Origin of the sequence: Pseudomonas sp. 1928-m (assembly GCF_029269135.1) — a bacterium.
Lineage (GTDB): Bacteria > Pseudomonadota > Gammaproteobacteria > Pseudomonadales > Pseudomonadaceae > Aquipseudomonas.
This window is the reverse complement of sequence record NZ_JARIXO010000001.1, coordinates 119,988-133,705: the sequence shown is the minus strand read 5'-3', so window position 1 is coordinate 133,705 and position 13,718 is coordinate 119,988. Positions and strand designations below refer to the sequence as shown.

At 61.4% G+C, this 13,718-nt stretch carries 13 protein-coding genes; 9 read left to right on the top strand and 4 right to left on the bottom strand.

What is annotated here, in order from left to right:
- Window positions 1-67: 67 nt before the first annotated feature.
- The 4 genes from P3C18_RS00615 to P3C18_RS00600 form a co-directional block, all read right to left on the bottom strand.
- Window positions 68-748, bottom strand: coding sequence for a response regulator transcription factor (locus P3C18_RS00615; RefSeq protein ID WP_275959953.1), 681 nt, complete (start codon window positions 746-748; stop codon window positions 68-70).
- Window positions 745-2,634 (bottom strand): sensor histidine kinase, encoded by a 1,890-nt coding sequence (locus tag P3C18_RS00610; protein WP_275959952.1) that lies wholly within the window; start codon window positions 2,632-2,634, stop codon window positions 745-747. The genes P3C18_RS00615 and P3C18_RS00610 overlap by 4 nt, the downstream gene beginning before the upstream one ends.
- Before the next feature lie 84 nt (window positions 2,635-2,718).
- Window positions 2,719-3,942: a CaiB/BaiF CoA-transferase family protein gene (locus P3C18_RS00605; protein ID WP_275959951.1), complete on the bottom strand. Its 1,224-nt coding sequence runs from the start codon at window positions 3,940-3,942 to the stop codon at window positions 2,719-2,721.
- Between the two features lie 166 nt (window positions 3,943-4,108).
- Complete coding sequence (locus P3C18_RS00600) at window positions 4,109-5,287, bottom strand: acyl-CoA dehydrogenase (protein WP_275961554.1); 1,179 nt, start codon at window positions 5,285-5,287, stop codon at window positions 4,109-4,111.
- Between the two features lie 196 nt (window positions 5,288-5,483).
- On the opposite strand from P3C18_RS00600, the gene P3C18_RS00595 reads away from it, so the two are divergent.
- The 9 genes from P3C18_RS00595 (at window position 5,484) to P3C18_RS00555 (ending at window position 13,684) form a co-directional block, all read left to right on the top strand.
- Complete coding sequence (locus tag P3C18_RS00595) at window positions 5,484-6,392, top strand: LysR family transcriptional regulator (protein ID WP_275959950.1); 909 nt, start codon at window positions 5,484-5,486, stop codon at window positions 6,390-6,392.
- Between the two features lie 554 nt (window positions 6,393-6,946).
- Complete coding sequence (locus tag P3C18_RS00590) at window positions 6,947-8,068, top strand: Re/Si-specific NAD(P)(+) transhydrogenase subunit alpha (RefSeq protein WP_090254353.1); 1,122 nt, start codon at window positions 6,947-6,949, stop codon at window positions 8,066-8,068.
- A 14-nt stretch (window positions 8,069-8,082) separates the two neighbouring features.
- Window positions 8,083-8,397, top strand: a complete 315-nt coding sequence (locus P3C18_RS00585; protein WP_090254355.1) for an NAD(P) transhydrogenase subunit alpha — start codon at window positions 8,083-8,085, stop codon at window positions 8,395-8,397.
- Window positions 8,397-9,833 (top strand): NAD(P)(+) transhydrogenase (Re/Si-specific) subunit beta, encoded by a 1,437-nt coding sequence (locus P3C18_RS00580; protein ID WP_275959949.1) that lies wholly within the window; start codon window positions 8,397-8,399, stop codon window positions 9,831-9,833. Before P3C18_RS00585 ends, P3C18_RS00580 begins: the two co-directional genes overlap by 1 nt.
- 381 nt (window positions 9,834-10,214) lie before the next feature.
- Window positions 10,215-10,430 carry a DUF1127 domain-containing protein gene (locus tag P3C18_RS00575; RefSeq protein WP_275959948.1) on the top strand — a complete coding sequence of 72 codons (216 nt, stop codon included), beginning with the start codon at window positions 10,215-10,217 and terminating at the stop codon, window positions 10,428-10,430.
- 265 nt (window positions 10,431-10,695) lie between these two features.
- Window positions 10,696-10,902 (top strand): DUF1127 domain-containing protein, encoded by a 207-nt coding sequence (locus P3C18_RS00570; RefSeq protein WP_275959947.1) that lies wholly within the window; start codon window positions 10,696-10,698, stop codon window positions 10,900-10,902.
- Window positions 10,903-10,981: 79 nt separating this feature from the next.
- A complete protein-coding gene (locus P3C18_RS00565; protein ID WP_275959946.1) occupies window positions 10,982-11,299 on the top strand; it encodes a DUF2388 domain-containing protein in 318 nt (105 codons plus the stop codon).
- Window positions 11,300-11,414: 115 nt separating this feature from the next.
- Window positions 11,415-11,735 carry a DUF2388 domain-containing protein gene (locus P3C18_RS00560; RefSeq protein ID WP_275959945.1) on the top strand — a complete coding sequence of 107 codons (321 nt, stop codon included), beginning with the start codon at window positions 11,415-11,417 and terminating at the stop codon, window positions 11,733-11,735.
- Window positions 11,732-13,684, top strand: coding sequence for a DUF4105 domain-containing protein (locus P3C18_RS00555; RefSeq protein ID WP_275959944.1), 1,953 nt, complete (start codon window positions 11,732-11,734; stop codon window positions 13,682-13,684). The genes P3C18_RS00560 and P3C18_RS00555 overlap by 4 nt, the downstream gene beginning before the upstream one ends.
- Window positions 13,685-13,718 lie beyond the last annotated feature (34 nt).

Genomic DNA, 13,718 nt, shown 5'->3' with positions numbered 1-13,718 from the left:
CGCGCAAGACAGCCTTTAATCCATGCTAGCCATTTGCCAGGCGGCGAACCTGACCAAAGCTGACATCTCAGGCGCCGTTATGCAGCCGAGCCGAGAAGCTATAACCCTTGTTGCGCCAGGCTTTCAGCGGGCAGCCAGTGCCGCTGGCCTGACTGATCTTGCGGCGTAGCCGGCTGATCATGGCCTCCAGGCGGCGCTCGTCATACAGATAGGGGTCTTCGCCGAGGGCGCGGATCAATTCTTCGCGGCTGGCCTGATGCTCTGCTGCCTGTTGCAGGCAGTGCAGCAGCAGGCTTTCGTTATGGCTGAGGCTGATGACCGCGCCCTGCGGACACAACAGGCTGCTGTCCGCCCGACGCAATTGCCAGAATGGCGCTGCCAGATCCGGCAGGCGCCGACTCAGGCTGGTGATGACCGCCAGCAGCTCGGCAAGCTCCACAGGCTTGCACAGGTAATGGTCGGCCCCCTGGTCATGCCCGAGCAAACGTTCATGCAGCTGGGTGCGCGCGGTAAGCATGATGATGCCCAGCTGTGGTTGCTGCTGGCGCAAGCGTGCAGCGATGCTCAGGCCGTCTTCGCCGGGCAGGCCCAGGTCCAGCAGTAGCAATTGCGGGGCAAAGTTCGCCAGCGCCGTTTCCAGCGAATCGCCGTCAGGCAGACCGAGCACTTCATGTTGGTGATGGCGTAGCTGGAAGCACAGCTCTTCCAACAGGTCCGGATGGTCTTCGATGACCAGTATGCGGGTCACGGGGTGGCCTCCTCAGGGTAAGGCAGCTGCAGCCTGAAGCGCATGCCGCCGCTGTCACGGCGCTCGGCTGTGACGCTGCCGCCATGCAGCTCGGCAATGCGTTGCAGCATGTACAGGCCCAGACCGGAGCCGTCGACATCGCCGCCCCCCGGTACTCGATAGAAGCGCTGGAAGATATGCGGCAAATGCGCATCCTCAATGCCGCCCCCCTGGTCATTGACCTCGCAGCAGAACCAGTCGCCCTGGCGCGTCAGGCTTAGCTCGATAGGCAGCTCAGGGGCAGAGTATTTGCTGGCGTTACTCAGCAGGTTGCCCAGGGCAATGGCCGCGAGCTGTGGGTCGGCGTAGAACCTGGGAGTGCCGATATGCAGTTGCACGCGCTGTGCAAGGTTCTGATCCTGGATAAGTTGGCTGCAGAACGCCTGACACTCCAACCATTGCGGCACCACTTGCAGGTCTGCGGCATCCAGTCGTTCGCTGTGCAGAAAATGCTCTAGCAGGTCATTGATTCGGCGCACGCCGCGACGTATGCGCGAATGGCGCTGTTGTACCTCGGGCTTGTTTGCATCCGCCATCAGCTGCAGCGACTGCGCTGCGCCATCGATCATTGCCAGAGGCGTTCTGACTTCGTGCGAGAGCAGGCTGATAAAGTCGGCTTGAGCGCGTCGTGCCTGCTGTTCGATTCGCGATTGCCGCTCGAAACCAAGGGCGCGTAGTTGTTCTTCGTGCCATTGCTGTTCCATGGCGCGCACTCGCCAGACCATCACCTGGGCACAGGCCAGAATGCTGGCCAGGCTGCCGATCTGGAAGCCATGTACCAGCCACAGGTCGCCGGGTAACCAGCCGAGCAGGGCCAAGCCTGCCGACAACGCGCCCATCAGGCTAGTGAAGTGGGCCAGGATCAGTAAGCCTGCGGCCCGGTTGCCGGCGCGCCACAGGCTGATGCTGCGCAACGTGCCGAGGGCAATCATCAGCAGCGTCAGGCTGACGGCGAGCCCTGCCGCCTCCACATACAGGCCCAGGGCCGGGGTTGGCAGTAACAGCAGATGGCTGTACTGAATCAGCTTGTAGCAGCGATTCAGCCAGGGGGTGCGGGCATCGATCTGCAGCACCAGGCGGTAGAAGTAGGCGCCACTGGCGTACATCAGAAAGCTGCTGTACTGCGTCCAGTAATGTCCGATCCAGGGATGCTCAGGGAGTATGAACTGCGAAGCCAGACCGTTGACCCCGAGCATAAACAGCAAGATCCCGCTGGCATACAGCAGGAACGCCAGGAATAGCCGATCTTTGCGCCACAATCCCTGCCACAGCATGACCAGAATCAGGGTCAGGAGCAGGCCGTAGTACAGGCCGAGAGCGCCATATTCACTGACCTTGGCACTCTGGAACTCTGTTTGGTTCCAGAGCCTGGCGATCAACAGTGAGCTGCTGCTGGTGTGCAGGCGCAGATACAGCATGTTGCCCTGTAACGCTTCAGGTGGCAGGCGAAATACCGTGCTGCGGTAGGCGTAAGGGCGCTCATTCAGGGGCAGTAAGTCACCGCCGCGTACTTCCTTGTAGCCACCGGGCGCCAGTGGGTCTGGGAGGTAGAGGCGCAGATCGTCGAGATACGGCGGCTGAATTTCCAGCAGCCAGTGTTCGTCACGGGCACGCAACGTATCCGTCTGCGCCAGGCTTAGCCGAAACCAGAAAACGCTGCGGCTATAACCACCGGAAAAGCCCTTGTCGAATGGCCTGAACAAAGCCTGGCGGTCTGGCTGTTGAACACTTGTCAGGGTTTCGCGGTGCTGGGCATCTTCCAACACGGCCATCTGCAGCACTGCGGGTGGCGCCGCCAGTGCCGATTGCAGGCCCAGCATCAGCAGCAGCCATAGGTAGCGTCGCACGTGGGGCGTCCTCGCCGTTTTTGCGGGATGGTTTTGCCGGCAGAGATTACCCGAGAACGCAAAGCCTGTTGGCTAGATAACCACTCAGAGCACCCCCGCTTCGCGCAATGCAGTGATCTGCTCGGTGCTTAGACCCAGGTGGCGGGTGAGTACCTGCTCGGTGTGTTCGCCGAGCAGCGGCGGTGCGTTGCGGTATTGCACCGGGGTTTCGGACAGGCGCAGTGGGCTGGCGACCTGGGGTGTTGTGCTGCCCAGGCTGTTGGGCAGGTCGATACGCAGGCCGCGTGCTTTGACCTGTGGGTCGTTGAAGACCTGGGCCAGGTCGTTGATCGGCCCGCACGGTACGCCGGCGGCTTCCAGCAGCGTCACCCATTCGGCGGTGGTTTTGAACACCGTGGCCTGACGCAGCAGCGGAATCAGCTCGGCGCGATGGGCGACGCGGGCCTGGTTCGAAGAAAAACGCGGGTCGTCGGCCAAAGCCGTAAGGCCGGCAACCTCGCAAAGCTTGCGGAACTGCCCGTCGTTACCCACGGCAATAATGAAGTTGCCGTCGGCCGAGGGGAAATCCTGGTAGGGCACGATATTCGGGTGGGCGTTGCCCAGGCGTTTGGGTGATACGCCGGTGTTGAGGTAGTTCATTGCCTGGTTGGCCAGGCAGGCAACCTGCACGTCGAGCAGTGCCACGTCGATATGCTGGCCGATGCCGGACTGTTCACGCTGGTTGAGCGCCGCCAACACACCGACCGTGGCGTACAGGCCGGTGAGAATATCGGTAAGGGCGACGCCGACCTTGATGGGGCCGGCGCCCTCCTCGCCGTCGGGTTTGCCGGTCAGGCTCATCAGGCCGCCGAGGCCCTGGATCATAAAGTCATAACCGGCGCGCTTGGCGTACGGGCCGTCCTGGCCGAAGCCGGTGATTGAGCAGTAGATCAGCCGTGGGTTGATCGTCTTCAGTGAGGCGTAATTGAGGCCATAGGCCGCCAGGCCGCCGACCTTGAAGTTCTCCAGCAGCACGTCGCAGTTCTGTACCAGCTCGCGCACCAGGCGCTGGCCTTCGGGCTGGGTGAAATCCAGGGTTACCGACTGTTTGTTGCGGTTGGCACTCTGGAAATAGGCTGCTTCGCGCGAGTCGTTGCCGTCGGCATCTTTCACATAAGGCGGGCCCCAGTGGCGGGTGTCGTCACCTGAGCCGGGGCGCTCGACCTTGATTACCTCGGCACCGAGGTCACCGAGAATCTGCCCGGCCCAAGGCCCAGCCAATACGCGGGACAGGTCGAGTACGCGGATATGCGAGAGGGCGCCGGGCATGGTGAGCCTCGTAAAAAATGAAGGGGGTGAATCGGTTTAAGATCGTCGCGAGCGCAGGTCAGGCAAGGCGAAAACAGGTGAGGAAGCGGAGTTGACTGTAGTCAATGAGCATTCCGAACCTGTTTTCAACGCAGCATTACCAAGCGCAGCAGATCTTCAACCGATTCTAGAAGAACGCCTGCAGGCCGGTCTGCGCGCGGCCGAGGATCAGCGCGTGGACGTCTTGGGTGCCTTCATAGGTGTTGACCACTTCCAGGTTGACCAGGTGGCGGGCCACGCCGTATTCGTCGCTGATACCGTTGCCGCCGAGCATGTCGCGGGCCATGCGGGCGATATCCAGGGACTTGCCGCAGCTGTTGCGCTTCATCATCGAGGTGATTTCCACCGCGGCGGTGCCTTCGTCCTTCATCCGGCCGAGGCGCAGGCAGCCTTGCAGGGCCATGGTGATCTCGGTCTGCATATCGGCGAGTTTCTTCTGGATCAGCTGGGTTTGCGCCAGCGGACGGCCGAACTGTTTGCGGTCGAGGGTGTACTGACGCGCGGTGTGCCAGCAGAACTCGGCCGCCCCCAGCGCGCCCCAGCTGATGCCGTAGCGGGCGGAGTTGAGGCAGGTGAACGGGCCTTTCAGGCCGCGCACGTCGGGGAAGGCGTTTTCTTCCGGGCAGAACACGTTGTCCATGACGATTTCACCGGTGATCGACGCACGCAGGCCAACCTTGCCGTGAATCGCCGGGGTGCTCAGGCCCTGCCAGCCTTTTTCCAGCACAAAGCCGCGGATTTCGCCCGCATCATCTTTGGCCCAGACCACAAATACATCGGCGATTGGCGAGTTGGTGATCCACATCTTCGCGCCGGTCAGGCGGTAGCCGCCGTCGACCTTCTTCGCGCGGGTGATCATTGAGCCTGGGTCGGAGCCGTGATCCGGCTCGGTGAGGCCGAAGCAGCCGATATATTCGCCGCTGGCCAGCTTGGGCAGGTACTTCTGCTTGGTCGCTTCGTTGCCGAATTCGAAGATCGGCACCATCACCAAGGAGGACTGCACGCTCATCATCGAGCGGTAGCCGGAGTCGATGCGCTCGACTTCGCGGGCGATCAGGCCGTAGCACACGTAGTTCAGGCCGCTGCCGCCGTATTCGGCGGGAATGGTCGCGCCGAGCAGGCCGGTGTCGCCCATCTCGCGGAAGATTTTCGGGTCGGTCTGCTCGTGGCGGAAGGCTTCGAGCACGCGCGGGGCCAGCTTGTCGGCGGCGAACTGCTGGGCGCTGTCACGCACCATGTGTTCTTCTTCGGTCAGTTGCTGGTCGAGCAGCAGCGGGTCGATCCAGTTGAAGCTTGCCTTGGCCATCGCGAAAACCTCGAAATCAGACAGTGGTAGGGCGGGTATCTGCGCAGCCGCGCTGCGTTCGCCGGTGAGTGGATTGATCCTAGGCGGCTTGTGGCAGGCAGGCAAACGAGTATTGCGCACGCAGTTGTGCAAATCGCTCACTTCGAGATAGCTTTAATCTGCCTATTTGATAACTCTAAGTGAGAGTGACGCACAGATGCGCCGCAAAATCCCCAGTACCGCCGCCCTGATCGCTTTCGAGTCCGCTGCGCGGCACCAGAGTTTTACCAAGGCGGCGCAGGAACTGAGCCTGACTCAGGGCGCGGTGTGCCGGCAGATTGCCGCGCTGGAGGCCTTCCTTAACATCGAGCTGTTCCGCCGTTCGCGGCGTGGCGTGCTGCTCACCGAGGCCGGGCAGTCCTACGCGCGGCGAGTAGCCGGCCAGCTCGATGCCGTGGAGCGCGACACCTTGGCGGTGATGGGGCAGCAGGGCGCAATGAGCATCGAGCTGGCGGTGGTGCCGACCTTCGGCACGCAATGGTTGCTGCCGCGCTTGAAGGATTTTCAGCGCCTGCACCCGCAGATCACGGTCAACCTGACCAACCGCACGCGGCCCTTTCTGTTCGCCGATACCGAGTTCGACGCGGCGGTGTACTTCGGCGATGGCGATTGGTCCGGTACCCAGGCCCATCTGCTGATGGGCGAAAATCCGATGCCGGTGTGCAGCCCGGTGCTGCTGGCTGAACAGACGCAGCTAAGCGCCGAGCAGATCGCCAGCCTGCCGCTGCTGCAGCAGACCACACGGCCCTATGCCTGGCGTCAGTGGTTCAACGCTCAGGGGCTGAATACCGCGCGGGATATGGCCGGGCCGCGTTATGAGCTGTTTTCCATGCTGGCCCAGGCGGCCATGCACGAGATGGGCGTGGCGCTGATCCCGCCGTTTCTGATTCGCCGTGAGCTGGATGAAGGTCGCCTGGTGATTGCCGCGCCGCTCAGCCTGCCGACGGACAAGGCGTATTACCTGATGATCCCCGAGCGCAAGCTGGAGTCGGCGGCATTGTTGCTGCTGCGCGACTGGCTGGTGTGCGAGGCCCATGCCTATGCCCTGGCCCATGGCTTGAAATAGACAACAGCCTGTCGGGTTGTTGGCGCAAAAGGCCGTCAAAGCTTCGGCGGCAATTTGTCGGAAATTACTTTACCTCGCGAGACAGGCCGCCTAGAGTGCGCGCCGGAGTTATGTTGACCCCGTAGTCAGCTATCTGGGTGGCTACACTTGCTCTGCGCTTGGTCGGTATTGGGTGTTGCATTTTTTGCACACAAACGCTGCTGCAGCCCAATGAAACGGCGCTTTATCCCGTAATAGCTGGCGCCGCCGTTGATCTGATGGCGCTGTATTTGTCTCGGGAATGGATAAGCGCTGTTTTACCCCGCTGAATGCGCTACAGGCCTTGCCCCAAAAGGGCTGCCATGAATTAGCTGCCTGTAAGGTCATGCAGTGACTTGTAGTTATCACAAGGTTTTACTTCATAACGCCTTGAAGGCTATGGCTATCGCCTGCAAAATGCCGCGCCCCGCCATTGTGCAACTGTAGCCTGAGCGGGTTTGTGCTGATCCTCCCCAATGCCCGCGTGCCATCCGCAGTGCGCCGGTTCACCAAAAAGATCACGCAGGAGAATTGAAGTGCACATCGGTGTTCCTCTCGAAACCCATGCTGGTGAGACGCGCGTTGCCGCAACTCCCGAAACCATCAAGAAGCTGATCGGCCAAGGCCATCAGGTGACTGTACAGACCGGTGCTGGCGTGAGCGCAAGCATTCCGGACAGCGCCTATGAAGCGGTTGGCGCGGCTATCGGTAACGATGCTGCTGCCTTTGGCGCCGATCTGGTGCTGAAAGTGGTCGCACCGACCGACGCTGAACTGGCGCATATGAAAGCCGGTGCCGTATTGGTGGGCATGCTCAACCCGTTCAGCAACGAGACCATCGCGCGCATCAATGCTCGCGGCGTCACCGCCTTTGCCCTGGAAGCTGCCCCGCGTACTTCCCGCGCACAGAGCCTGGACGTGCTCAGCTCGCAAGCCAACATCGCCGGCTATAAGGCCGTGCTGCTGGCCGCGCATCACTATCCGCGCTTTATGCCGATGCTGATGACTGCTGCCGGTACCGTGAAGGCCGCGCGTATTCTGATCCTCGGTGCCGGTGTGGCCGGTCTGCAGGCTATCGCCACGGCCAAGCGCCTGGGTGCGGTGATCGAGGCCTCGGACGTGCGTCCGGCGGTGAAGGAGCAGATTGAGTCGCTCGGTGCCAAGTTCGTCGACGTGCCGTTCGAGACCGATGAAGAGCGCGAATGCGCCCAGGGCGTTGGCGGCTATGCCCGTCCGATGCCGGCTTCGTGGATGGAGCGGCAGGCCAAGGCGGTGCACGAACGTGCCAAGCAGGCCGATATCGTTATCACCACCGCGCTGATCCCAGGCCGCAAGGCTCCGACCCTGCTGCATGCCGCCACCGTGGCGGAAATGAAGCCTGGCTCGGTGATCATCGACCTGGCTGCAGCGCAAGGCGGCAACTGCCCGCTGACCGTCGCCGAGCAAGTGGTGGTGCAGCATGGCGTGACCATCGTCGGCCACAGCAACCTGGCGGCCCTGGTGCCGGCCGATGCTTCGGCGCTGTACGCACGCAATCTGCTGGACTTCCTCAAGCTGGTTATCGACGGCGAAGGCAAGTTCCACCTCAACCTTGAAGACGACATCGTCGCCGCGTGCCTGATGTGCCGTGACGGCAACGTCGTGCGCACTAACGGCTAAGGGGAGCAACGCTCATGGATATGATTTCCGACGGCATCTACAACCTGATCATCTTTGTGCTGGCCATTTACGTGGGCTACCACGTGGTATGGAACGTGACACCAGCCCTGCACACCCCGTTGATGGCGGTGACCAACGCAATTTCCGCCATCGTTATCGTCGGCGCCATGTTGGCTGCCGCGCTGACCGTGACCCCGCTGGGCAAGACCATGGGCACCCTGGCGGTAGCTCTGGCTGCGGTTAACGTGTTCGGTGGCTTCCTGGTAACCCGGCGCATGCTGGAAATGTTCAAGAAGAAAGCGCCTAAGGCGCAGGTGGAGAAGCACTGATGAGCATGAATCTGATCACTGTTCTCTACCTCGTCGCCTCGATCTGCTTTATCCAGGCGCTTAAAGGTCTGTCACACCCGACCACGTCGCGTCGCGGCAATCTGTTCGGCATGATCGGTATGGGCATCGCCGTGCTCACCACCGTTGGCCTGATCTACAAGCTCGGTGCTGAAATCGCCACTGCCGGCATCGGTTACGTGCTGGTTGGCCTGCTGGTAGGCGGTACTGCCGGTTCGATCATGGCCAAGCGCGTGGAAATGACCAAGATGCCGGAACTGGTCGCCTTCATGCACAGCATGATCGGCCTGGCCGCGGTGTTTATTGCCATTGCTGCAGTGGTTGAGCCGCAGTCGCTGGGTATCGTTGCCGCATTGGGCGACGCGATTCCGGCCGGTAACCGTCTGGAGCTGTTCCTCGGTGCGGCCATCGGTGCCATCACCTTCTCCGGTTCGGTGATCGCCTTCGGCAAGCTCTCGGGCAAGTACAAGTTCCGTCTGTTCCAGGGCGCACCGGTACAGTTCAAGGGCCAACACTGGGTCAACCTGGCCATCGGCCTGGCGATTCTCGGCCTGGGCCTGGTGTACACCTTCACCGGTGACATCACTGCCTTCGCCATCCTGCTGGCCCTGGCGTTCGTGATCGGCGTGCTGATCATCATCCCGATTGGCGGCGCGGACATGCCGGTAGTCGTGTCGATGCTCAACAGCTACTCGGGCTGGGCAGCGGCCGGTATCGGCTTCTCGCTGAACAACTCGATGCTGATCATTGCGGGTTCGCTGGTGGGCTCATCAGGTGCGATCCTCTCGTACATCATGTGCAAGGCGATGAACCGTTCGTTCTTCAACGTGATCCTCGGTGGTTTCGGTGGCGCGGCTGAAGCAGCAGGTCCTGCCGGTGCTCAGGAAGCGCGCCCGGTTAAGTCCGGTTCGAGCGACGATGCGGCCTTCCTGCTGACCAACGCCGACACCGTGATCATCGTGCCGGGCTACGGCCTGGCGGTAGCCCGTGCCCAGCACGCGTTGATGGAACTGGCGGAGAAGCTGACCCACCGTGGCGTGACCGTGAAGTACGCGATCCACCCGGTTGCCGGTCGTATGCCTGGCCACATGAACGTCCTGCTGGCCGAGGCCGAAGTGCCTTACGAGCAGGTGTTCGAGATGGACGACATCAACTCCGAGTTCGGCCAGGCCGACGTGGTGCTGGTGCTGGGTGCCAACGACGTGGTCAACCCGGCGGCGAAGAACGATCCGAAGTCGCCAATCGCCGGCATGCCGATCCTCGAGGCTTATAAAGCCAAGACCGTGATCGTCAACAAGCGCTCGATGGCCAGCGGCTACGCCGGCCTGGACAACGAACTGTTCTACCTGGACAAGACCATGATGGTCTTCGGCGACGCCAAGAAAGTCATTGAAGACATGGTTAAAGCGGTCGACTAAACCTCACCGCTGCGTTGTAGAAAAAGCCCGGCTCGCTAGCCGGGCTTTTTTCTGTCTGCTCGATCAGGAAAGTGGTTTTGCCAGGGAAAAATCTGAAAAACAGGTCAGCTGTCACATAAGTGCAATTTGCAACTGTACCTATATAGATTCACTGAGTTTTAGCTATATATGTAGGGTTTTTATCTGCTTATAAAAGCTTTTTAGGCTAAAGCACTTATGGCCAGTACAGTTGAGTGCAAAACAGGCTAAACAGTTACAAAGCAAACTATCTATTTGTGCTGCAATTTCATCCAGCTGTGGCTACAGCGAAGCGGGGGCAATGGCAATAATTCTCCCATCGCAACACACCACTGACCCGCCACAAGCGGAAGGATGACCATCATGGAACGTACCCTCAGTTCCGACCTGTTTTTCGATCACAGCCAATCCACCGGCTCCAGCGCTCTGCCGCTGCGCATGCTGGCTTCTGTTCTGCAATGGCAGCGCCGCGTTGTTAGCCGCCGCCAGCTTGCTCGTCTGGACTCCCGTCTGCTCGCAGACGCCGGTATCAGCGAAGCACAGCGTCAAGCTGAACTGAGCAAGCCTTTCTGGCGTTAACTGCCGCCAGACACCGATTTCTGCTCCTCCCTTTATGGGATTTTTGAAAGCTCCAGCGCCCTGCGTGCTGGGGCTTTCTTTTTATGTGGCGGGAAAAGTGCCCAGGCAATGGCTTGGCTGTAACAGTCTGCTACGCTGTTAAGCAGTACAGTTCTTTTAAAAAGCTAACTGCGCCATAACAATTCCTGTGCGCTGTCTCTGCATCTGCTGCTCCCGTCCGCGCACCATAGGCTGCCCTCTTCTGTCTTTGACAAGGAATTGCGCCATGGAACGCACGCTCAAACACCAGCCCTCGCAAGACACTCAGGTAAAGCCCCCACTCTGGTTACGCGCCTATGCAGCGCTGTGTAGCTGGCAGCGCAATGTGCGTACCCGCAGCCAACTGGCGCGCCTCGATTGCCGCCAGCTGGCGGACGCAGGCATCACCGAGGCGCAGCGGCAGGCTGAACTGGCCAAGCCGTTCTGGCGCTGAGCCGCCTGGCAACCAACCCGTACAGTCAGGGTCTACACTGAACCCAGCCTGTCTGTTGGGCCTTTTCAGGAGTGTGGATATGAATGCGATAAAGACCTTGAGCCTTGCGGCATTACTGGCGCTGGCCAGCACGGCAAGCGCCACCAGCTTTGTGGTCACCACCGATGCGGTGGTCGGGGCCGTCGGGGCGACCTCGGAAGCGAGTTCCGATGTGTCCTCGTCCTTTACCGATGACAAGATCGTGCTGGCCGCGCGCGATGACGCTGCCGCCTTTGTTGCCAGCCAGGGCGACATCCGTGGGGTGCGCCTGGAGGCCGCTCTGCAGCATATTCGTCAGCAGGTGCCGACGCTGCAGGGCGACGATATGCAGCTGGCGACGGCGATCCTTAGCCTTTGAGCGCGCTCCGCCAGCGCTCCGCCAGCGCTTGGCCAGAAGCGCTGGCGGAACTGTGTGGCACACTGCCCGTCTAAGCCAGTCCAACCGATGTGATGGCTGATTATTGGAGATGCATATGCGCCCTATCTTGCTCAGTGCCGTAGTTGCAGTTGTTCTGCTTAGTGCCACCGCACAGGCGCAAACCCTGGTGGCGACCAGCAATATCATCGTGCGTGCGTTGGATCGCACCTTCGATTTCACCTCGGATACCACCACCTCGGTGCGCGATTCGAAAGTCGTACTCGCGGCGCGTGACGATGCGGCCAGCTTCGTCGCCAGCCAAGGGCAGATCCGTGGCGCGCAACTGGAAGCCGCTATTGGCACCATCCGCAGCCAGGTGCCTGAAGCGCAGGGCGCCTCCGACCTGGTATTGGCCGAAGCCATCCTGGCACTGTGAGTTGGCCGCGTGCCTGGCTGTTCGGGCTGGCGTTACTGGCCAGCACCTGCAGCCAGGCCGAGTTGCGCCTGCAGCTAGCGGATGCCGAACTCAGCCCTGCTGAACGTCAGGCCAGCCAGCAACTGTTGCAAGACGCGCTGGCCGCCTTGCCGCCACAGCTTAACCAGCAACTCGACCGCCGCGTCAGCGTGCGCTGGCGCAATCTGCCCGCGCAGGTGTATGGCCGCGCCGGGCGCTTTAGCGGTATCGAACTGAATGCCGCGTTGCTGCCAGGTTTGAGCGACGGCAGCAGCGCCACCACCCTAACCAATCGCCCCCATGGCACTGTGCGCCGTGAACTGCTGGCGACTGTGCTGCATGAAATTACCCATCTATATGACCGTGCCCAGCTCTGGCCGCAGGCGGACAGGCAGCTGCAACGCCAGTGTCGCCAGCGTGAACAAAGCTCAGGAGTCGTTGGCCTGCCGGATCACTGCCGTGGCCAGACGGCGCGGCGCTTTACCCTGAGCGATGATCCGCTGCTGCTCGATCTGGCTGGCTGGCCGCAGCAGGTCGGCCGGCGTGGCGCGCGTGAGCAGGACAATCATCAGGTCGCGCGCAGCCCGGATAGCTATGAGCTGAGCAATCCACGCGAGTTTCTCGCCGTGAACATGGAGTACTTCCTTCTCGACCCCAGCTACGCCTGTCGTCGGCCCTCGTTGGCGCGTTACCTGAGTGCGCATTTCGCCTGGACGCCAGCGAATCAGCAGCCCTGCGCCGAAGGCTTGGCCTACCTGAATGCTGGGCGCGACTTCGCCCGCCAGCCGCTGGGTAGCATCGACCCGCAGCGCGTCTATCAGGTGGATTACCTGTTGGCCGAAGCCAACGACGCGCTGGCCAGCCGCTGGGGCCACAGCATGCTGCGTTTAGTCATCTGCGCGCCTGGGCGGCCGCTGGGGCCGGATTGCCGGCTGGATCTGCAGGAGCATCTGGTGCTGTCCTACCGCGCCTTTGTTGGTGACGTGCAGCTGTCCAGCTGGGATGGTCTGACCGGGGTTTATCCGTCGCGGTTGTTCGTTCTGCCGCTGGCCCAGGTGATCGAGGAGTACACCAAGGTTGAGCTGCGCAGCCTGGCCTCGGTGCCGCTCAAGCTGGACCGCACGCAGCTGGAACAACTGGTGACCCGCGCCGCCGAGCAGCACTGGAGCTACGACGGCGACTACTGGTTTATCTCCAACAACTGCGCCGTGGAAACCCTCAAACTGCTGCGCAGCGGCAGCCAGCACCCGCGCCTGCATGCGCTCGACAGCATCATGCCCAACGGTTTGCTCGACACCCTAGTGGCGCGCGACCTGGCCGACCGCAGCGTGCTGGACGATTCCGCCGAAGCCCTGCGCCTGGGTTATCGCTTTGATTCGTTTCGTGACCGTTACCAGGCCATGTTCAGCGTGTTGCAGGCGCAGCTGCCGATTGAGCAGACGCAGGTCGAGGACTGGCTGATGCAGCCCGCCGAGAAGCGCCAGCCCTGGTTCGCACGGGCCGATCTGCGCACCAGTGCGGCCTTGCTGTTGCTCGAACAGGCGGCACTGCGTCGGCAACTGTTACTGGCTCAGGATGAACTTAAGCGTCGTTATCTAAGCGGCCGTGATGGCATTGATCCCACGGTAAACAAGGCGGGCGGCGCGCTGCAGCAGATCCTCGCCAACAGCGGTTTTCTCAGTCGCCCGGCTGAATTGCTTGAGGGCGGTTATGGCCTGCCACAGCGCGCCGAATGGCAGCGTCTGGAAAGCGAAAGCCAGGCGCGGCAACAGCAACTGCGCCAGCTCAGCGACAACCTCGACCAGGAAGTACGCACCCTGCTGGAGCCGACACGCCTGGTCGAATTGCAAGCCACTGAAGCCAACCTGACGCAACTGGGTAAACATCTGCGCGCGCTGCACAAGGCGGGTGGTGGCTTGATGTTGCCGTAACCCGCATAAAATCCGGGGGCAAATATTGCGCCGC